Origin of the sequence: Arthrobacter cryoconiti, from assembly GCF_020905375.1 — a bacterium.
GTDB classification, from domain to species: Bacteria; Actinomycetota; Actinomycetes; order Actinomycetales; family Micrococcaceae; genus Specibacter; species Specibacter cryoconiti.
The window spans coordinates 535,976-555,917 of sequence record NZ_JAJJBU010000003.1; the positions used below are offsets into that span (position 1 = coordinate 535,976).

A 19,942-nucleotide genomic window follows, 5' to 3' on the forward strand; every position below is an offset into this window, starting at 1 on the left:
GTCCTCCCAGAGGCAAGGCTCGCCTGAGTTTGGACAAACTTTCCAGAGAATTTTTTGGGCCACTCTTTAGGTGGTAGGGAAGTTGGCACGTCGATCGTTAATTGGCAGGCCGGTCGTTAGGAGGCCTGTCGTTAGGACGCAGGTGTTGGAACGGAGATGCCAGGTAGCGCTCCGGGCGTACCTCCCCAAGTTTGCTCTGCGACGATTGATCCTAGTAGCCAGGCCACGGCAAGTGACCGTGGAGATGATTCTGTGGTGCTGGTTGCCGATACAACGTGGGGAGCAGACGGTTGGCTCAAGGTGGCCAGGTCGCCGTAAACATCGGCCAGCTGAGCCTCCAACTTCCCTAGGGCTTGTTGAGGTGCGGTGGTGAATGATGGGTCCAGCACATAGGCCGGAACAGGAACTATTTGTGGAAGACACTGATGGGCCAATGCGGCATTTAGAAGTGTCAGTCGTTCCTGATGCTCCTTGAGGAGATCCATGGCGGTGGAAAATGCGGGCTTAGCCAGGCGCGATCCGGCCACTTGGTAGGTGTACACGGCTTTTTGCTCGGCTAAGGCAGCCGTATGAAGTGCTGTATCCGCATCCACACCGGGTTTTGGAGTGCGCGTTTCCTTGCAGTTCTCCGACGTGGCCAGCGCAAATTGAGATGTGGTCGAAAATGCTTGCAGATCGGGGGCCGTCAGGCTGTTTTCTGCCGCAAGATCGGCGGCAAGCAGGAACTCACTCGTGCTTGCCGAGGCAAAAACTCTGCCCAATGTGCCGTCCGCTGTCATGGCGAAACCAAGCATACTGGTGGCGTTTGCAGTGAGGGCTTGAGTAAAGTCCGCCATGGAACCTGGTGGCACGGGCACGGGTGTGGTGCTGATAGGCGCTGACGATGCCGTTGTCGAAACAGGAAGCCCGTCGGATAGCGCAGCCGTATGAGCCTGCAGCGCAGCTGCCGTGGTTTCAAGTAATTTCTTATTACTGGCCACCGTCGCCGTTGTACCTAGTTGCCGGGCCATAGACGCCAGGGCTTGCGTTGCGTCCCGCATTTGCACCCGGTTGAGTTCGGTAGTGGAAGGCGGAGCGTCCTTTGTGTCCTTATCAGAGATCACGGTCCCCACGCTCAAAACAACGGCCGCAATGACCAGCAACAACAGCAATGCTCGGAGGGCAGCCCAGATGCGATTGCGCTTTTTACGTGTGGCCCGCCTCTGAAGAGGTACTTCTGGGAGGGCGTCACCGATGGGGGAAACGGGGGTCAACACGAGCTCTGGCGTCAAAGCAGCAGCGCTGGCACTTGTGGCTTCTGCTCCACTTGGCTGGCTCTGCTCGGCCAAGCGCCTTTCGCGTCGTGATAGGGGAACCTCGGGCTCGTCAATAACAGGTGAAGAGGTGGGCTCGTCATTTACCGCGATCTCACCGGCTGGTTGCTCGTGGTCGGGCTCTCCGCCTGTGGGGATCTCACCGGCAGGTTTTGAGTTTGACTCGTTGGTAGCTTTTTCTTCCCCATCTGGGAAGGAAGCCTGAGGCAGGTCCGATCTGCCCATGCTCTGCGCTGCCGTTGATGTTTCAACTTGCTCGGCAGCCAGAACTACCCCGGCAGCGTCAGGGGAGGCTTGCGTGTCAAGCGTGCTGTCAGCCAGGGTCGCCAGGCTGGCAGCATCCGCGGTCCCTGCGGTATCGGAGGTGGGCTCTGTGTCTGAATCCGGACGAGCGTCGGCATCCGATGTCGGATCTGCATCCACATCCACATCAGGATCAAGATCAGAATCAGGATCAGGATCAAGATCAGGATCAAGATCAAGATCAAGATCAGAATCAGGATCAGGATCAGGATCAGGATCAGAATCAGGACCAGCGTCTGCCGGGTGCCCGGAAGACTCTTTGGCGGGAAGCTGCTCCGCTTTGGCCTGCGCCAGGCTTGGCGCGCTGACGTCCGATTTTGAAGTTTGTGATGCCGGGACAATCATGCCGTCGGCGCCTACTACGATGACGACAGCGCCAATACCGGAGCCCTTATTTGGCGAGCCTGCCGGAGAGGAGACTCTCCGGTGTCCTGTCCGCCGCGGCTTGGCGGGGGAAGTCCCGGGCACGACTTCGAGGTCTCCGGCAGGAGTGGGCTGACGCTCGGAAGCAGAACGGGAATTGGTCACAACTGTTGATGTTCTCATGTTGACCGGTCATTGTGCACACTAATACCGTCTGTCGGCACGCCGATTGGGTCCAAATGCGTTGATACTCACAGCAAAAACGTTCTGCGCGACCGGTTGAAACTCGGTAGTCTATATATCTACAACATAATTTCAAGGGAGGCGGGCGTCCAATGGCGAAGTCGGACAGGCCAAAAATGGCCCGAAACTCAGGGCATTCTCACTCGCTCGTAGATCCTGGTGCTCAGGCACAGCGGTTGATGGCGCTGCTGGCACCCACCGTTGATAGTGCTGGGCTCTACCTTGAGGACGTTCGAGTTACTTTTGCCGGGACACACCGAACTGTTTCGGTGGTCGTGGACCTGCCGGATTCGGAAACCGGCGGAGTAGGGCTTGACGCGATTGGACGGATATCCAAGACATTGTCTGAGACTATGGATTCCGATCCATTAGATGACGGGGTGCCCTATGATTTGGAAATCTCCTCACCTGGTGCCACCCGGCCGCTAACGCAGCCACGCCACTGGCGTCGTGCGCTAGGCAAAATGGTGAAAGTGAACGCCATCGACAGGGATAATCTAACGGGCCGGATACTGGCTGTTGACGACGACGGCGTGCAGTTGCTACCTGAGCTGCCTGTTAAAAAGGGTATGAAACCCAAACAAGGCGAGCCGGAGAAGGTTTTGTTCGCAACCATTCGCCGCGGTGTTGTGGAAATTGAATTTGCTCGCCTGGACGAGGCTGAGCTGGATTTGGAATTTGAGCCGACCGGCGGCGACGCGGTCGATCGAGAGGAAAGCTGATTATGGATATCGATATGAGCGCGCTGCGAATTCTGGAGCGTGAACGCGAGATCCCCTTGGATCTGCTGATCCCCACCATCGAGCAGGCATTGCTGATGGCTTATCACAAGTCTCCCGGTGCCAATGAGCAAGCTCGCGCCGAACTCGACCGCAAGAGCGGACACGTCACCATCTGGGCCGCCGAGTTGGACGAAGACGGAGAGCAAGTCGGTGAGTTTGAGGACACGCCAGCTGGCTTCGGGCGCATTGCTGCCAGTACGGCCCGCCAGATCATCCTCCAACGCTTGCGTGACGTCGAGGATGAGAACGTCTTGGGTGAGTTCAAGGGCAAAGAAGGCGAACTTGTAGCGGGTCAGATTCAGCAGGGAAATAACCCGAATATGATTCAGGTTAACCTTGGGGCCGTCGAGGGAGTCCTTCCCCCCAATGAGCAGGTCCCCGGCGAGAGCTATCGCCACGGCTCCCGCGTTCGCGCCTACGTTGTGGATGTTCACCGTGGCTTGAAGGGTCCCTCTGTTACTCTTTCACGCTCCCATCCGGGCCTTGTGCGCAAGCTTTTCGAGATGGAAGTTCCTGAAATTGCTGATGGCACGGTTGAAATTGTTGCTCTTGCCCGGGAGGCAGGACACCGTACAAAAATGGCCGTCACGGCTCACAAGGCCGGAGTGAACGCCAAGGGTGCGTGCATCGGCGAAATGGGTTCGCGCGTGCGCGCCGTCATGTCTGAACTCAACGATGAAAAGATCGACATTGTTGACTTCAATGAGGACCCGGCCGCATTTATCGCCAGTTCGCTATCTCCGTCTAAGGTGATTTCGGTCACCATTGTTGATGAGGATGCTCGCTCGGCAAGGGTGGTTGTGCCCGATTATCAGCTCTCTTTGGCCATTGGCAAGGAAGGGCAGAACGCCAGACTTGCTGCCAAGTTGACCGGATGGCGCATCGACATCGTCTCGGACGCCAGCGCAGAATAGGTTAGCGGCCCGGCCGCGCGGTAGACTAGTTGGGACCGGGCCTACGGGCTGTTGTGACTAATCGTGTAAGGCGTTGCACACGTGCCAAAGATTTTCGGTGTTCGTGGGGAAGAAAAACCCATAGCACCAGGCGCATTGCGAACCTGCATTGGTTGCAAACAAACCGATGCCCGTCAAAAGCTGCTGCGGCTGGTCAGATCAAGCAACGAGTTCGGGGAACTGAACGCTTTGATTGATGTGCGACGCCGCCGCCCTGGCAGGGGAGCATGGCTGCACCCCAGCGAAAACTGCATCAAGCTTGCTCTCAAACGTCGCGCCATTGGACGAGCCCTTCCAGGGATCACCAATGGCTCCGATATCGAAAAAGAGCTTGTGGGCAGCTACCGCCAGGTATTTGAATCAATACGAACCGACATTGTCCCTTTGTGAAAGCGGGTCAGAAAACCGATGGAAACCCGATGAGTACCCAGCGATGAGTGCCCAAAAATGAGCATCTTCGTGCTCTCTCACGCCGCGCGGTCCGACATGGATTGTCGCAGTAAGAATTAAGCGGTTCGTACCTGTCCGGTGCGGGCCGAGACAGGAGAAATGTGGCCAAGGCCCGCGTCCACGAGCTTGCAAAAGAGCTCGGTATCACCTCAAAAGAAGCAGTTACTAAGCTTCAAGAACTCGGCGAATTCGTTCGTTCAGCGTCTTCAACCATTGAGGCCCCCGTCGTGAAGAAGCTTCGCGACGCATTCCCAGCTGCCCAGGCAGCACCCAGCAAACCGGCTCCAGCCGCACCCGTCGCTACACCGGCCCCGGCAGCAACGGCCACTGCGCCTGCTGCAGTTGCGCCAGCCACAAGTGCTCCCGCACCCGCTGCATCAGCGCCGCAAGCGGCAAGTGCTTCCGCACCTGCTGCTCCGGCTGCACCAGCACCCAAGGCGGCTTCAGCCGCCAAACCGGGTGCCAAGCCCGCTGCGGCGGCACCCGCGCCAGCCGCATCAGCGCCGCAAGCTCCTAAGGCTGCACCAGCACCAGCACCCAAGGCTGCACCATCGGCCGGTGGACCCCGCCCGGGAAACAATCCCTTTGCTTCGTCTCAGGGGATGCCGCGCTCCGGCCGCCCTGAGCGTGGCGAGAACCGGGACGGCAACCGGGCCCCGCGCCCAGCCGCGGGTTCAACGGGAGGCGCTGGTTCAGGAACGGGCAGCCCTCGCCCGGGTAATAATCCCTTCGCTTCTTCGCAGGGCATGCCCCGTCCGGGTACGCCGCGCAGCGCTGAAGCCGGGACCGGCGGTCCACGTCCAGGCGGTCCTCGTCCAGGTGCTCCTCGCCCGGGTGCTCCTCGCCCGGCCGGTGCCAGTGGCACTGGCGGTCCTCGTCCGGGTGCCCCGCGCCCAGGCGGCCCCCGTCCCACACCCGGCATGATGCCAAACCGCACCGAGCGCCCGGCGGCTCCCGGTCGCGGCAATGACCGTCCGGGTGCGCCGGGACGTGGACGCCCCGGAGCTCCCGGAGCCACACCGGGCGGAGCCCCCGCCGGCGGTGGCTTCGGTAAGGGTGGTCGCGGTCGCGGTGGCACCCAGGGTGCCTTTGGTAAGGGCGGCGCAGGCCGTGGCAAGCAGCGCAAGTCCAAGCGTGCCAAGCGCCAGGAACTAGAGCAGATGAGCGCTCCGTCACTTGGTGGCGTGAGCGTACCCCGTGGCGACGGTAACACCGTCATCCGCTTGCGTCGAGGCGCTTCCATCTCTGATTTCGCCGATAAGATCGAGGCAAATCCCGCAGCATTGGTGACAGTGCTCTTCCACCTGGGCGAGATGGCAACTGCCACGCAGTCTTTGGACGAAGACACGTTCGCCTTGCTGGGAACCGAACTCGGCTACCGGGTCCAGGTTGTTTCCCCGGAAGACGAGGAGCGCGAGCTGCTCAGCAGCTTCGACATCGATTTCGATGCCGAGCTTGAAGCTGAAGGCGACGAAGACCTTGAAATTCGTCCTCCGGTCGTTACTGTCATGGGTCACGTCGACCATGGTAAAACCCGTCTGTTGGATGCCATCCGTAAGTCGGATGTCGTTGCTGACGAGCATGGTGGCATCACCCAGCACATCGGTGCTTACCAGATCGTGCATGAGCACGAGGGTAACGATCGTCGCATCACGTTTATTGACACCCCCGGCCACGAAGCGTTCACCGCTATGCGTGCTCGTGGTGCCAAAGTCACCGACATCGCCGTTTTGGTGGTTGCCGCTGATGACGGCGTCATGCCTCAGACCGTTGAGGCACTCAACCACGCACAGGCTGCTAACGTGCCGATCGTGGTTGCAGTGAACAAGATTGACAAGGAAGGCTCCAACCCGGAGAAGATCCGCGGGCAGCTCACCGAGTATGGTCTGGTTCCTGAGGAATATGGTGGAGACACCATGTTCGTGGACGTCTCGGCACGCAACAACATCAACATCGAGGAACTCCTCGAAGCTGTGTTGCTGACCGCTGATGCAGCCTTGGACATGCGTGCCAACCCGAACAAGGACGCCCGAGGCATCGCGATTGAAGCGAATCTGGACAAGGGCCGCGGTTCCGTAGCCACCGTCCTGGTGCAGTCCGGTACCTTGCACGTCGGTGACATCATTGTCGCCGGCACCGCACACGGCCGTGTGCGTGCCATGTTCGATGAAAATGGCGACGTCATCTCCGAGGCCGGTCCTTCGCGTCCGGTTCAGGTACTGGGTCTTTCCAATGTCCCCCGTGCAGGTGACACGTTCTTCGTCACCGGCGACGAGCGCACTGCCCGCCAGATCGCTGAGAAGCGTGAAGCAGCAGACCGCAATGCCGCACTGGCCAAGCGCCGCAAGCGCATCAGCCTGGAAGACTTTGACCAGGCCGTTGCCGATGGGAAGGTTGACACGCTTAACCTCATCCTTAAGGGTGACGTTTCGGGTGCCGTTGAGGCGCTGGAAGATTCACTGTTGAAGATCGACGTCGGCGAAGGTGTGGCGCTTCGGGTGATTCACCGCGGTGTGGGTGCTATAACCCAGAACGACGTCAACTTGGCCACTGTGGACAACGCGATCATCATCGGTTTCAACGTCAAGCCGGCGGAGCGCGTTGCCGAGCTGGCTGACCGTGAAGGCGTAGACATGCGCTTCTACTCGGTCATCTACGGTGCCATCGACGATATTGAGCTGGCCTTGAAGGGTATGCTCAAGCCCGAGTACGAGGAAGTTCAGTTGGGCACCGCGGAAATTCGCGAAGTCTTCCGTTCATCCAAATTTGGGAATATTGCCGGATCGATTGTTCGCTCGGGCACCATTCGCCGCAACTCGAAGGCACGTGTTCTGCGCGCTGGGAAGGTTATCGGTGAGAACCTCACCGTTGACTCACTCAAGCGCTTCAAGGATGACGCAACCGAAGTACGTACGGACTTCGAGTGTGGTATCGGGTTGGGCTCGTTCAACGACCTGCTGCCTGAGGACATCATCGAGACGTTCGAGATGCGAGAGAAGCCGCGCGTCTAGTCATCAGGCAGTTCCGCCGGCCGGCTTGCCCTGCAAGCCTGCGGGCGGATCCCGGCCGGTGGGACCTGCATGTTCCATGAGCCGGCCGGGCGCCCACACGGGCGTCCGGCCGGCTTTGCAATCCCTAAGATGGTTCCAGGACCATCCTTGTCTTTCCACTTTTGAAGGAGAACACCATGGCTGATTCAGCCCGCGCCGCCAAACTGGCCCAGCGCATCAAGGTTGTTGTGGCGCAAGGCCTGCGCAGCCGGGTCAAAGATCCGCGCGTTCAGGGCATCACCATCACCGACGCTCGGGTCACCAACGATTTGCAGCACGCCACCGTCTACTACACGGTCTTGGGCGACGAAGCGGCACAGTTAGAAACCAAGATCGGTCTAGAGCGCGCCAAAGGCGTACTGCGTGCCGAGGTTGGCAAGAACATCACGGTCCGCCTGACGCCGACCTTGGAATTCGTCGCCGACGAAATTCCGGTCAACGCCTCGAACCTCGAGGCACTTCTGCGTGTCGCGAAGGAACGTGACGCTCAGCTCGCAGAATTATCTGCAACCGCAGAGTTTGCCGGCGAAGCAGACCCGTACAAAAAGGAAGTAGACGACGCCGACCAAGCGTAGCGACTAGCTAACCGTCAAGCTTCCTAGTGCACAAACAAAAGCAAGATGTTGACCAACGGGAAACGGCCGGTCACCTTCCAAAAGGAAGGTGGCCGGCCGCCGTCGTACCTAAAGGCTATTTTCCCCAGGTAATAGGGTTCTTCAGGTAAGGATTGTCAGAGTATTTGACGTAGTGGAAGCTGCTGTCTTTGTAGGAGGCGGACGTGATGGCGTCGCCTGCGGGTGCCAGGAAGACGCTGCAGGTGGTTTTGCTGGAGCCCACAACGTATGTGAATGCGTCGCCGTCGCCCTCGGTCTTGAAGTTGGTGTCCTTGCAATCGGGCATGGAACCAAAGACGATCAGCTTCTGGGCCTCGGAGCCGTCCTTCAAGTGCGCGGAGACTCGAGGATCGCTCAAACCGGCACTGGGCTTATTCAGGGCGGTCAGTGTCATATCTGTGAAGACGTAGTAAGGCGTCTGGCCAGCGAACTTGGCGGCATCTTTGAACTTAGACAAATCCGCTTCAGTACCGGGGACGATCTTCGTCACGGCAATCTCGTAGCTAGCTTCCTTGTACTTTTCCGTGCCTTCATCCCCAGAATTAACGTGAGTGTAAGCAACTTCACCTAGTTTGAGGGAAGCGCCTGGCTCGGTCAAGGTACCCGGCTCAGCTGCTGCTTTCGGGGCGGCTGACCTGCTTGCTCGTGCTGTTGCTGAGGAGAAACCGCCGTCACGTGCGGTATCGCTAGCGGCAGCCGAGGATGCGGGCTTGTCTGTCTGGGGTGCCGGTGTGGCGTCTTTGGCTCCGGGCAGACAGCCGGTCAACGAGATCATGAGGGCAGCCCCAGCGCCAAGGGCTGCCAATGAGCGGTTACGGACGGTAGCTGGTGTGGTCTTCATGGGTCCCCAGTTTCAAAATGATGCGAGCGGATCAGATAGGTACTTTTATCAGATAGGTACGTTTAGAAGACTAGTAATCCAAATCGTTTCCCGCGATGGGGACAAGTGCCCATGGGGTGCGCCTCCATACCGATATACTTCAAAGCGTGCTTTCTGGACTTGTAATCGTTGACAAACCGCAGGGATGGACCAGCCACGACGTGGTCGGCCGAATGCGAAGGCTAGCAGGGACCCGAAAAGTAGGTCATGCAGGCACCCTGGATCCTATGGCCACCGGGGTGTTGGTGGTGGGCATCAACAAAGCCACCCGACTGCTGACCTATATTGTGGGTACTGCAAAGACTTATGACGCCACCATCCGACTCGGTGGCACCACCATTACCGATGACGCCGAGGGTGAGATGACCCAGACGGTCTCAACAACAGCGGTGGTTGAGGACGCTATTCTTGCGGGAATTTCGGCGCTGCGTGGGCCCATTAGCCAAGTTCCTAGCAGCGTCAGCGCCATCAAAGTCAAGGGCGAACGTGCGTACACTCGCGTGCGAAACGGCGAGGAAGTAAAGCTGGCAGCCCGGCCTGTCACCATTCACCGCTTTGACGTCCTGGAGATTCGACGGGGAACTCACCTGGACCAAGAAGGTGAGGTGGTCCAGTTCATTGACGTGGACGTCACGGTGGAATGCTCTTCCGGAACGTATATCCGTGCACTGGCTCGGGACCTTGGTGCGGGACTCGGTGTGGGCGGGCACCTGACCGCGCTTCGCCGCTCCAGCGTGGGCCCTTACACCCTGGACCGCGCCCGGACCCTGGAACAACTCGCACAGAACTTGGAAGTCCTTGATATAGCGGACGCTGCCAGAGCACTCATGCCCATTCGGGAACTCACTGCGCAGGAAGCCGCTGAATTATCGTTCGGGCGGCGTATCAGCGCCAGCGTGGATGGACTGCACACTGCAGGGGAACCGGCAGCTGCTTTCGCACCCGACGGAACCCTCGTAGCGCTGCTTGCAGACGCTGGGAAATACGCCAAACCAGTCCTCGTTTTCCCACCTGATCAGGCTGGCGCCGCGGATCAGGACCCGGCTGCCACAGTAGGGGAGGAGAGCTGATGACCATTGATGGCTGGTTTATCGCGAGCATAGTAGTGGGTATGGCGTCAACAATCATCTGCTTTGTAGCGGCTGTGATGAAAAAGAAACCCAACGATCTGACGCTGATCTCATTGGCCGTCGTAGAAATTTTCATCATTGTCTACGCCGTGGCGTCCCTCATCCGGGTACTTGCTGGCGCAAACATCAACGGCGAACCATGGGAATTTTGGGGATATATCCTCACAGCAGCCCTCCTGCCCGTGGGCGGCTTCTACTGGGCCATGACTGAACGGACGTTCTGGTCCAACTACGTTATGGGCGCCGTGGGTGTAACGGTGGTGGTCATGATGGCCCGGATGGCACAGATTTGGTACGGCGTCAGCACCGCTGCGCAACCCTTACAGCTTGGAATCGGATCATGAAGAACAACTCCACCACCGCAGCGCCATCCTCTCCAGCCGGCCGGACCACAGGTGCCGGTCGGCTCCTCATCACCGTCTATGGTATTTTTGCCATCTCCGCCACGGCCCGCGCCGGCTATCAGATAGCCACACACTTCACGGACGCACCCGTGGCTTACTTATTGTCTGCGTTTGCAGCGGTCGTCTACATCGCGGCAACCGTCTCCTTGGCAAAACCGGGACAGAAATGGGCGATCGCTGCCGCAGTAGCCATTTGTATCGAGTTGGTAGGAGTGCTGGTGGTTGGTTCGCTGAGCCTCTTCGACCAGCAAGCATTCCCTCACGCCACCGTGTGGAGCATGTTTGGCCGGGGTTATGGGTTTATTCCTTTGCTGCTGCCCATTATTGGGCTGTGGTGGCTTTACCGTCACCGTGAGCGGGCCAATCGGTGAGTCGCGAGACTATCAATAGCGGGGACAGCGACCAAGGAAATATGGGGCCAGTACTTCGTGAGGGCTCCACCGCAGTGCGTCGCTTCACAGCAGCGGACGCAGCGAGTTTTGCTGCCATTCACCGTGATGGCCTCAATATCAAATGGGCGGGCTCAGACGCCAACATGGACCTTGTGAAAGCCGCGCAACTCATCGAGGGGCCGGTTGCGGACGGTTGGAAGACCGGCTTATCGCTACGTTTCGCTGTCGTCGACGAACTTGATGACGTGGAACAGGTCGTCGGTACGATCAGTCTTGCTGACGTGAACCGGACGGCCGACGGCGGGACCGCGTCAGTGGGCGTGAAAATGCTTCCAGCAGGACGAGGTCGGGGCAGTGCAAGCCGTGCTATCAAGCTCTTGTGCGCTTACGCCTTCAAACAATTGGGTCTTGAGGTTCTCCATTGGCGAACCACCGTGGGCAATACAGCTAGCAAAATGCTCGCTGAGCGTTGTGGCTTTGTCTTGGCTGCTCAGGTGCCAGGTTTCGGCCACGTAGACGGTCACATAGCCGATGGATGGCTGTTTGCCCAAACTCGCCCGCAATGGAGCCGCACGCAAGACCGGGATAAGTTTGGGGAAGCCCAACACAGTGCACGGGTGCCTACTTCGATGGGGGACCTCCCCATCGAGCTATCAGTGCCTCGGCTAGAACAAGACAACGTTGTCTTGAGGGCGCTTCACCGTGGGGACGCTGAGAAGTTGGTGATCAACTGCGCCGACGCGCAGGCGGTACGATGGACCACCGTCCCACTGAACTACACGGCTGAACATGCCGAGTATTTCATCAACACCGTTGTTGTTGATGGGTGGCGCAGCGGTGCGACCTTGACCTTTGCCGTCGCAGAGCGTGCCTCGGACCGGCTGCTGGGCACAGTGGACCTACAGTGCAAGAATCCGGGAAGCGCCGCCGTCGGCATTAACTTCGGTCCTGACGCTCGCGGGACGGGAAGCGCCGAGATAGCTGTGCGAATGCTCGCCGCCTACGCCTTCGACCAACTCAACTTCAGCTATTTGCATTGGTCAGCCATGGTGCCCAACTGGGCAAGCCGGAAACTGGCATGGAAGTTGGGTTTCACTCTTGAAGGCCAGATTCGGGGGGAATACAACGACCGCGGCACACCCGCTGACCACTGGGTTCTGACGCTGGCATCCACAGATCTTCGTACCCCACAGGTGCCGTGGAGCGGACCGGCCGCACCAGCACGGTAATCTAGAAAAAGTCGCCCCGCAGTAAAAGTGTATGGAAATGGTGAGGAAAAGCAGTGCACATTTGGAACTCATTGGATCAGGTCCCCGCGGGGTTTGGGCCCTGCGTGGTGACACTGGGAAACTTTGATGGGTTGCATCTGGGGCATCAGGAGGTGCTGGGGCAAGTCATAGCTGTTGCCGCGGCTCGCCAAGCATCGGCAGTAGCGCTAACGTTTGACCCGCACCCTGCCCAAATCCACCGTCCTGACTCCGCACCGGGCCAGATCATGGGGTTGGCGGACAAGCTCGAGGCCATGGAAAAACTGGGGCTGGACGGAGTGTTAGTGATTCCTTACACTCTCGAATTCGCCCAGCAGAGCCCAGAAGAATTTCTGCGCAATGTCTTCGTGTCAACCCTCGGGGCATCCGCGGTGGTGGTAGGCCATGACGTTAGGTTTGGGAGGGGTAACGTCGGAGATTTGGACGCTATGATTCGTCTCGGTACCCAGCTTGGCTTCGATGTAATCGTGGTGGACGACAAAGGCTATGATCGCCGCTGGTCCTCCACCTGGGTCCGTGAAGCGCTGGACAAAGGCGATGTAGAAACCGCCGCTCAGGTTCTGGGCCGCTGGCACAGCATGAGTGGAGAGATCGTGCACGGGGCGGCACGCGGACGCGCTCTGGGGTTTCCTACGGCCAATCTCTCCCCGGATGCCGCTGGAAGTATCCCCGCAGACGGAGTCTATGCTGGCTGGTTGAGTGACGAGCAGCAACACCGATGGCCCGCAGCAATCTCCGTGGGCTCTAATCCAACCTTTGAAGGCGTCAGCCGCCAGGTTGAGGCTTTTGTGATCGGGCGTCCCAAAGAGCCGGTGGAAGCCTTCAACCTTTATGGTCAGCACGTGGTGGTTGAATTTGTGCAGCGGCTTCGCGGCATGGTTGCCTACACGGGGCCGGAAGCGCTTATTGAGCAGATGCATCAGGATGTCCTTGACACGAGTTCGATCCTTTCTGCCGATCCTTCAGTGATTCCTTCAGTGATTCGCTCAGTGATTGGCTCAGAAGAGACCGCATAAGCGGCATCTTGCCGGTGCGAGTGCAAGATGCCCGCTTCGACATTCCGGGGCCCAGTGCACTAAACTTGTCAACTGGGTCCGGCTGCAGTCCGTGGTGGCTGGATTCAACCGCGTCTAGGGCTTGCCCGAATCACGGTTACACCACGTTCACGGCACAAACAAGGAGTTACTTGTGGCACTTGAAGCCGCTGTAAAGCAGGAAATCATGCAGGCATTTGCAACCAGCGAAGGTGACACTGGTTCGCCTGAGGTTCAGATCGCGATGCTCTCACGACGCATCTTGGATTTGACCGAGCACCTGAAGATGCACAAGCACGATCATCACACCCGCCGCGGCCTCATGGGCCTGGTCGGTCGTCGTCGTCGTCTGCTTGGCTACTTGAAGGACACTGACATCGCTCGCTACCGTACGCTCATCGAGCGCCTCGGTCTGCGTCGCTAGCATTGCCTACGAGGCGGTCTTCCCCGGCTGGGGAAGGCCGCCTTCACAGTAGTAAGGAATTCAGTCGCACCGGAATCGGTTCGACTGGCCCGTGGCTGTCGCAGATACGCGCCAGTCACACAACTTGTTCTAAGGCATCTGCCTGGCATCGCGCATTCGCGGTCCTCGGTAGTGGTCTCCGGGAACAGCCCTTTGGGGTATGCGCCCGTGGACCTCGATCGAAGACCGGATGTTGTACAGGAACCCACAGCAGTGTTCGGTGGGATACCTGGGATGGTGACGGAAAAGATTCCTTGGCGCAAGTGACATAGTCACACCTACAAGGAAATGGAGGTGACTCTCTTATGGAGGGTCCCGAGATTCAGTACGCAGAGGCCGTTATTGACAACGGCCGTTATGGCAAGCGTGTTATCCGCTTTGAGACCGGGCGCCTTGCACAGCAAGCGGCAGGCTCAGCGATGGTCTACATCGACGAAGACACGGTCATGCTCTCCGCCACCACGGCAGGCAAGCACCCTCGTGAAGGATTCGATTTCTTCCCGCTGACGGTTGACGTCGAAGAGCGCATGTACGCTGCTGGCCGCATCCCCGGCAGCTTCTTCCGCCGTGAAGGACGTCCCTCCACAGACGCCATCTTGGCCTGCCGCCTCATGGACCGCCCGCTGCGCCCCGCATTCAAGAAGGGCTTGCGCAACGAAGTCCAGATCGTCGTCACCATCTTGGCGATCAACCCCGACGTGCTCTACGACGTTGTAGCGATCAACGCTTCCTCGATGTCAACTCAGCTCTCCGGCCTGCCGTTCTCCGGCCCCATCGGTGGCGTCCGCGTTGCCTTGGTCGACGACGGAAACGGTGCCCAGTGGGTTGCGTTCCCGAAGCACTCCGAGCTGGAAAACGCCGTGTTCAACATGGTGGTTGCCGGTCGCGTTGCCGGTGACGATGTTGCGATCATGATGGTGGAAGCTGAAGCCACCGAGCACTCTTGGAAGCTCATCAAGGAACAGGGCCACACGGCCCCGACCGAAGAGGTTGTTGCCGAGGGCCTTGAGGCTGCCAAGCCGTTCATCAAGGCACTGTGTGAAGCTCAGGCGGATTTGGCTGCTCGCGCTGCCAAGCCGACCGTTGAATTCCCCGTATTCTTGGACTACGAAGACGATGCCTACGCAGCCGTCAGCGAGGCTGCTGCTAAGAAGCTTGCAGCCGTGTTCGCGATTGCTGACAAGCAGGAGCGCGATGCCGCTTCGGATGCTTTGAAGGACGAGACCGTTGCTGCTTTGGCCGCTGACTTTGCTGGCCGTGAGAAGGAACTCTCCGCTGCTTTCCGTGGAGTCACTAAGCATGTTGTGCGCCAGCGCATCCTCACCGAGCAGGTTCGCATCGATGGACGCGGCCTCACCGATATCCGCCAGCTCACCGCTGAGGTAGAGGTTCTGCCACGCGTGCACGGCTCCGCTATCTTCGAGCGCGGCGAAACCCAGATCATGGGTGTCACCACACTGAACATGTTGAAGATGGAACAGCAGATTGACTCGCTGAGCCCCGTTACGCGCAAGCGCTACATGCACAACTACAACTTCCCGCCGTACTCCACCGGTGAGACGGGTCGCGTGGGTTCGCCCAAGCGCCGTGAAATCGGCCATGGTGCCTTGGCAGAGCGCGCACTTGTGCCTGTGCTGCCCTCGCGTGAAGAATTCCCCTACGCAATTCGCCAGGTCTCGGAGGCTTTGGGTTCAAATGGCTCAACGTCCATGGGCTCAGTATGTGCCTCGACGTTGTCGCTGCTCAACGCTGGTGTTCCGTTGAAGGCCGCTGTGGCGGGAATCGCCATGGGCTTGGTCTCCGACCAGGTCGATGGTCAGACTCGCTACGCTGCCCTGACAGACATCCTTGGTGCCGAAGATGCCTTCGGTGACATGGACTTCAAGGTTGCAGGTACTTCAGAGTTCGTTACGGCCATCCAGCTGGACACGAAGCTTGACGGTATCCCGGCCTCGGTTTTGGCCGCTGCGCTGAAGCAGGCCCGCGAAGCGCGCTTGCACATCTTGAGCGTCCTCAACGCCGCAATCGACGTTCCCGACGAGCTTTCCGAGTTCGCGCCACGCGTCATAGCGGTTAAGATCCCCGTTGATAAGATCGGCGAGGTCATTGGGCCGAAAGGCAAGATGATCAACCAGATCCAGGAAGATACCGGCGCTGACATCTCCATTGAAGATGACGGAACGGTTTACATCGGTGCAACGAACGGTCCGTCAGCCGACGCCGCGCGTTCAGCGATCAACGCCATTGCCAACCCTCAGATTCCTGAAATTGGCGAGCGTTACCTGGGAACCGTCGTCAAGACCACCACGTTTGGTGCGTTCATTTCGCTCACGCCTGGCAAGGATGGCCTGCTGCACATCTCGGAATTGCGCAAGCTCTCCGGCGGAAAGCGCGTTGACAACGTTGATGATGTTGTTTCTGTTGGCCAGAAGATCCAGGTGGAAATCACCAAGATCGATGACCGTGGAAAGTTGTCTCTCTCCCCGGTGGTAGCCGATGAAGAGGTAGCAACGGATGATTCTGTAGCAGAAGGTGCTGCTGAATAATCCATGGCAATTACCCTTTTGCCGCTGACCTCCGCTGCGGCCGGACTTGATCATCCCGACTCGTCATTGATTTCGGGTACTGCCGGAGGCGCCTTGGTGCGCCGCTCCGTCTTGCCTGGAGGAGTACGAGTCCTGACAGAGTCAATGCCGGGGCAGCGAAGTGCGACAATCGGGTTTTGGGTCGGTGTTGGCTCTCGGGATGAATCCGAGGGCCAACACGGCTCGACTCATTTTCTTGAGCACCTGCTGTTCAAGGGAACCCTGCGCCGGACAGCGTTGGAAATTGCGTCAGCCTTTGATGAGGTGGGCGGGGAATCTAACGCAGCTACGGCGAAGGAAAGCACCTGCTACTACGCACGTGTGCTAGATACCGACCTCCCCATGGCCATCGACGTGATCGCTGACATGGTCACCTCCGCTGTGTTGGACCCGGCGGAGCTGGAACAAGAACGCGACGTCATCTTAGAAGAAATCGCCATGGACAGCGATGATCCTACGGACGTTGCGCACGAAAAATTTGTTGCCGCGGTTCTGGGTGAGCACCCCCTGGGTCGCCCCATCGGTGGCACACCAGAGGCTATCAAGTCCGTGCCGCGGGAGTCCGTGTGGGAGCATTACCGCAAGCATTACCGCCCCGAAACGTTGGTGATCACCGCTGCTGGCGGCCTTGACCACGACGACGTCTGCGCACACGTCCTTTCGGCTTTGCGCACTGCGGGTTGGTCCTTGGACGACGGCGTCACTCCGGCCCCGCGCCGCAGCGCCGTCCCCGCCACGATCTCCGGAACTGCCGGACTAAAAGTTATTCATCGAAAGGTGGAGCAGGCCAACATCATCCTTGGCTGTCCATCCTTGACGGCCACCGATCCCCGTCGCTATGTCATGAGCGTGCTGAACTCTGTTCTGGGTGGTGGCATGTCCTCCCGGCTATTCCAAGAGATCCGCGAAAAGCGTGGTTTGGTTTACTCCACTTACTCCTTCGCATCCTCCTACGCTGATGCCGGGTACTTCGGTATGTATGCTGGCTGCTCCCCGCAAAAAGTAGCTCAGGTCATCGGTTTGTTGAGTGCCGAGCTGGAAAAGTTGGCACAAGAAGGCATCACCGAGGCGGAGTTGTCTAAGGCTCTGGGACAGATGTCCGGCGGAATTGTGCTTGCCCTTGAAGATACCGGTTCACGGATGTCCCGGCTGGGCCGGGCGGAGCTTGTAACAGGGGAGTTCCTTGACATTGACGAGACCCTTGGTCGGATTCGCGCAGTCACTGTTACACAAGTGCAGGAGTTAGCGCGTGAATTGGCTGCAGCGCCCCGCACCATCACCGTGGTCGGTCCCTTTGATGAAGCAGAGACGTTCGGGTTGTAAACGCGTTTTTGTAGGATCTATTTTTCTGCCCGGATTCAGAATCCTGGCCCAGCGTTTAGCCTCCAGCGAACGGGGGCAGAACGTCAACGACGTCGCCTTCTCCAAGAGTGGTGGCTAGATCGCGTTGAGCAACCTCATTGAGCAGAAAGCTGCACCGGGTGAGCAATTCGGGCAGCGGGGGAGTGCCCTTGGAAGCTGATACTGGAAAAGAGGAAGCTAGGAGGACCGAGAGGTCTCTTAGTGTAAATGGGGTAGATTCATCCACCCCTAATTCAATGAGCTGTTCCTCGACGCCGGCAGCGGCAGCGGCTGCCGCAAAAAATCGAACCTTCATCTTAATCTCCCATGATGTTCAGGCGCCGTTGCGCTTGTCCTAGCTTGTGCGCTGAAGGCTGGATGCTAGGACGAACCGTCAGCACCCTTCGAAGAAGGCCTCGCTGTGTGTACGACTCAACGCTACTTCATCGACGTCGGCGAAGCCATCGAAGGTGAATCGGGCCCCGCCGGCCCTGGCCTTGACGCCTGCTCCACGGACCATGCCGGAGACTAGTTCTCGGTCAAAAGATCCAATATGAAATCTTTAATGAAATCTGCACGTTAGACTGTTCTGGGGCCGTGAATTGGAAAGGAAGTTATGCAAGCACGACGGTACTGGGGTCTTGCTGGGTTAGTCTGCGTCGCAGTGGGGGTGGCGCTAGGCGAATTGCTGGCCGCGTTCACCAGCCCGGCCGCATCGCCTGTAAGCGCCGTAGGTCAGGCAGTGATTGGTCTGTTACCGGGTCAGGTCAAAGAATGGGCCATTCATCTTTTCGGGACGGCCGATAAAACAGTTTTACTGCTGACCATGGTCCTTGTGATGGGACTGTTGGCATTTTCGGCCGGTGTCTTGGAGAAGGCACGCCGAGGTATGGGAATGGTACTTATTGGTGCGTTTGGTGTGGTGGGACTTGCCGCCGTCGCTGTAAACGCGCAAGCCTCAATTCTGGCGTATGCCGCTCCAATCGTTGCCGCTGGTGTCGCTATGGGGCTTTTGTCCTGGGTGCGCGGCCGTTTTCTGGATGATGATTTAGCTCTCCACCAGGCGTCCGAACTCAGGGCTGCAAAGATGGCAGCCGACTCCAAGGGTGTGTCCGGGAAGCAAAAAACTCCGACCCGCACTCCGGCAGCAATACGCGAAACGAGTGCTCGCGAGGCGTCCCGGCGTAAATTCTTGGTGACCATGGGTACCGGCGCCGCGCTGGCAGTAGTTGCTGGAGGTGCCTCGACTATTTTTAGACGCGCAAGCGTCGTGGTGACGGAACTGCGAGCTATGGTGCGGTTGCCGATGCCGAAAAAGCCGGCTGCGCCAATACCAGCAGGTGCTCAATTGGATATTCCCGGGATTACCTCTTTGGTGACGGATCCGGAGACATTTTACCGAATCGATACCGCCCTCGTCGTTCCCGCTGTGAACTCGGACACGTGGACGGTCAAGGTAACAGGCATGGTGGAGCGGGAAATCACCCTCAACTATGCCCAACTCTTGGCAAAACCCATGGTGGAGGAGCACATAACTATTGGCTGTGTCTCCAATGAAGTAGGAGGCGGACTGGTTGGCAACGCACGCTGGCTAGGCTGGCCCGTGCGCGAATTGTTGGCCGAAGCTGGTGTGTTGCCGGGTGCGGACATGGTGCTTTCGCGAAGTACGGACGGGTTCACGGCGGGCACACCCCTTGAAGCCATGACGGATGATCGCAACTCCATGATTGCCGTCGGTATGGACGGGGAGCCGCTTTCCTTGGTCCATGGCTATCCCGCCAGGATGGTCGTGCCAGGCCTGTATGGCTACGTCTCAGCCACTAAATGGCTCATGGAATTGAAGGTGACGACTTTTGCCGCGGATCAGGGTTATTGGACGCCGTTGGGATGGAGCGCCTTGGGGCCAATAAAGACCGCGTCACGCATCGACGTTCCCCGCTCTGGTGCCAAACCTTCGGCAGGACAGTTCACAGCCGCCGGGGTTGCCTGGGCTCCTGAGCGCGGTATTTCCGCTGTCGAGGTAGCGCTTGACGGCGGATCTTGGGTCAAGGCGACTCTCGCCGAGGCTATCAACAAGGACACCTGGGTGCAGTGGAAGGTTTCACTGGATCTGGCCGCTGGCGGGCACGAACTCAAGGTGCGAGCCGTGGATGGAGAAGGGACTGTGCAAACAGCTACTCTTGCCGCGCCGGCACCCAACGGTGCCAGTGGCCACCACACGGTGAATTTCACTGCGCAGTAGATAGAACGGCGCAGTAGATAGAACGGCGCAGTTGGTGGAGCAGCGCAGTTGGTGGAGCAGCGCAGTCAGCCAAGCTGCGCTGCTCGCAAAGCTGCGCCGTCAGCAAAGCAGCGCAGTTCGCGGAACCGTCTC

Annotated in this window: 17 protein-coding genes; 14 read left to right on the forward strand and 3 right to left on the reverse strand. The window is 58.8% G+C overall.

Translation table 11 applies throughout. The annotated features are described in order from the left end of the window. Nucleotides 1–131 precede the first annotated feature (131 nt). Nucleotides 132–2,162: a DUF4439 domain-containing protein gene (locus LOH53_RS02525; protein ID WP_230066127.1), complete on the reverse strand. Its 2,031-nt coding sequence runs from the start codon at nucleotides 2,160–2,162 to the stop codon at nucleotides 132–134. Between the two features lie 152 nt (nucleotides 2,163–2,314). Between LOH53_RS02525 and LOH53_RS02530 the strand changes: the two genes are divergently transcribed. The 5 genes from LOH53_RS02530 (at nucleotide 2,315) to rbfA (ending at nucleotide 8,032) form a co-directional block, all read left to right on the forward strand. Further along, complete coding sequence (locus LOH53_RS02530) at nucleotides 2,315–2,944, forward strand: ribosome maturation factor RimP (protein ID WP_376991848.1); 630 nt, start codon at nucleotides 2,315–2,317, stop codon at nucleotides 2,942–2,944. Between the two features lie 2 nt (nucleotides 2,945–2,946). Then, nucleotides 2,947–3,918, forward strand: a complete 972-nt coding sequence (gene nusA, locus LOH53_RS02535) for a transcription termination factor NusA (RefSeq protein ID WP_230066128.1) — start codon at nucleotides 2,947–2,949, stop codon at nucleotides 3,916–3,918. An 81-nt stretch (nucleotides 3,919–3,999) separates the two neighbouring features. After that, on the forward strand, nucleotides 4,000–4,347 hold the full coding sequence (locus LOH53_RS02540) for a YlxR family protein (protein WP_230066129.1): 348 nt from the start codon (nucleotides 4,000–4,002) through the stop codon (nucleotides 4,345–4,347). Nucleotides 4,348–4,508: 161 nt separating this feature from the next. Then, complete coding sequence (gene infB / locus LOH53_RS02545; protein ID WP_230066130.1) at nucleotides 4,509–7,418, forward strand: translation initiation factor IF-2; 2,910 nt, start codon at nucleotides 4,509–4,511, stop codon at nucleotides 7,416–7,418. Nucleotides 7,419–7,594: 176 nt separating this feature from the next. Continuing rightward, nucleotides 7,595–8,032, forward strand: a complete 438-nt coding sequence (gene rbfA, locus LOH53_RS02550; RefSeq protein WP_230066131.1) for a 30S ribosome-binding factor RbfA — start codon at nucleotides 7,595–7,597, stop codon at nucleotides 8,030–8,032. Nucleotides 8,033–8,147: 115 nt separating this feature from the next. Here the strand turns inward: rbfA and LOH53_RS02555 are convergent, their stop codons facing one another. Further along, nucleotides 8,148–8,912, reverse strand: coding sequence for a hypothetical protein (locus LOH53_RS02555; RefSeq protein WP_230066132.1), 765 nt, complete (start codon nucleotides 8,910–8,912; stop codon nucleotides 8,148–8,150). Nucleotides 8,913–9,058: 146 nt separating this feature from the next. Here LOH53_RS02555 and truB point away from each other — a divergent pair, with 146 nt between their 5' ends. The 8 genes from truB (at nucleotide 9,059) to LOH53_RS02595 (ending at nucleotide 17,550) form a co-directional block, all read left to right on the forward strand. Then, entirely contained in the window at nucleotides 9,059–10,021 is a 963-nt protein-coding gene (truB, locus tag LOH53_RS02560) for a tRNA pseudouridine(55) synthase TruB (RefSeq protein WP_230066133.1), read from the forward strand. Beyond that, nucleotides 10,021–10,425: a hypothetical protein gene (locus LOH53_RS02565; RefSeq protein WP_268250852.1), complete on the forward strand. Its 405-nt coding sequence runs from the start codon at nucleotides 10,021–10,023 to the stop codon at nucleotides 10,423–10,425. The genes truB and LOH53_RS02565 overlap by 1 nt, the downstream gene beginning before the upstream one ends. Further along, nucleotides 10,422–10,856, forward strand: a complete 435-nt coding sequence (locus LOH53_RS02570; protein WP_230066134.1) for a hypothetical protein — start codon at nucleotides 10,422–10,424, stop codon at nucleotides 10,854–10,856. The genes LOH53_RS02565 and LOH53_RS02570 overlap by 4 nt, the downstream gene beginning before the upstream one ends. 41 nt (nucleotides 10,857–10,897) lie before the next feature. Then, entirely contained in the window at nucleotides 10,898–12,106 is a 1,209-nt protein-coding gene (locus LOH53_RS02575) for a GNAT family N-acetyltransferase (RefSeq protein WP_230066135.1), read from the forward strand. Nucleotides 12,107–12,159: 53 nt separating this feature from the next. Further along, entirely contained in the window at nucleotides 12,160–13,161 is a 1,002-nt protein-coding gene (locus LOH53_RS02580) for a bifunctional riboflavin kinase/FAD synthetase (protein WP_230066136.1), read from the forward strand. A gap of 172 nt (nucleotides 13,162–13,333) precedes the next feature. After that, nucleotides 13,334–13,603, forward strand: coding sequence for a 30S ribosomal protein S15 (gene rpsO, locus LOH53_RS02585; RefSeq protein WP_110501986.1), 270 nt, complete (start codon nucleotides 13,334–13,336; stop codon nucleotides 13,601–13,603). 344 nt (nucleotides 13,604–13,947) lie between these two features. After that, on the forward strand, nucleotides 13,948–16,188 hold the full coding sequence (locus LOH53_RS02590; RefSeq protein ID WP_230066137.1) for a polyribonucleotide nucleotidyltransferase: 2,241 nt from the start codon (nucleotides 13,948–13,950) through the stop codon (nucleotides 16,186–16,188). Nucleotides 16,189–16,191: 3 nt separating this feature from the next. Next, nucleotides 16,192–17,550, forward strand: a complete 1,359-nt coding sequence (locus tag LOH53_RS02595) for a M16 family metallopeptidase (protein ID WP_230066138.1) — start codon at nucleotides 16,192–16,194, stop codon at nucleotides 17,548–17,550. Between the two features lie 55 nt (nucleotides 17,551–17,605). Here LOH53_RS02595 and LOH53_RS02600 read toward each other — a convergent pair whose 3' ends face one another. Further along, on the reverse strand, nucleotides 17,606–17,884 hold the full coding sequence (locus LOH53_RS02600) for a MoaD/ThiS family protein (RefSeq protein ID WP_230066139.1): 279 nt from the start codon (nucleotides 17,882–17,884) through the stop codon (nucleotides 17,606–17,608). A 300-nt stretch (nucleotides 17,885–18,184) separates the two neighbouring features. On the opposite strand from LOH53_RS02600, the gene LOH53_RS02605 reads away from it, so the two are divergent. Further along, nucleotides 18,185–19,810: a molybdopterin-dependent oxidoreductase gene (locus LOH53_RS02605; RefSeq protein WP_230066140.1), complete on the forward strand. Its 1,626-nt coding sequence runs from the start codon at nucleotides 18,185–18,187 to the stop codon at nucleotides 19,808–19,810. Nucleotides 19,811–19,942: the final 132 nt, after the last annotated feature.

Excerpts from the sequence above, each read along its gene's own strand:
- LOH53_RS02590 (WP_230066137.1), top strand. The coding sequence starts at position 13,948 with ATGGAGGGTCCCGAGATTCAGTACGCAGAGGCCGTTATTGACAACGGC.
- LOH53_RS02565 (WP_268250852.1), top strand. The coding sequence starts at position 10,021 with ATGACCATTGATGGCTGGTTTATCGCGAGCATAGTAGTGGGTATGGCG.
- LOH53_RS02605 (WP_230066140.1), top strand. The coding sequence starts at position 18,185 with ATGCAAGCACGACGGTACTGGGGTCTTGCTGGGTTAGTCTGCGTCGCA.
- rbfA (WP_230066131.1), top strand. The coding sequence starts at position 7,595 with ATGGCTGATTCAGCCCGCGCCGCCAAACTGGCCCAGCGCATCAAGGTT.
- LOH53_RS02575 (WP_230066135.1), top strand. The coding sequence starts at position 10,898 with ATGGGGCCAGTACTTCGTGAGGGCTCCACCGCAGTGCGTCGCTTCACA.
- nusA (WP_230066128.1), top strand. The coding sequence starts at position 2,947 with ATGGATATCGATATGAGCGCGCTGCGAATTCTGGAGCGTGAACGCGAG.
- LOH53_RS02555 (WP_230066132.1), bottom strand. The coding sequence starts at position 8,912 with ATGAAGACCACACCAGCTACCGTCCGTAACCGCTCATTGGCAGCCCTT.
- LOH53_RS02525 (WP_230066127.1), bottom strand. The coding sequence starts at position 2,162 with ATGAGAACATCAACAGTTGTGACCAATTCCCGTTCTGCTTCCGAGCGT.
- LOH53_RS02530 (WP_376991848.1), top strand. The coding sequence starts at position 2,315 with ATGGCGAAGTCGGACAGGCCAAAAATGGCCCGAAACTCAGGGCATTCT.
- LOH53_RS02600 (WP_230066139.1), bottom strand. The coding sequence starts at position 17,884 with ATGAAGGTTCGATTTTTTGCGGCAGCCGCTGCCGCTGCCGGCGTCGAG.
- LOH53_RS02570 (WP_230066134.1), top strand. The coding sequence starts at position 10,422 with ATGAAGAACAACTCCACCACCGCAGCGCCATCCTCTCCAGCCGGCCGG.
- LOH53_RS02595 (WP_230066138.1), top strand. The coding sequence starts at position 16,192 with ATGGCAATTACCCTTTTGCCGCTGACCTCCGCTGCGGCCGGACTTGAT.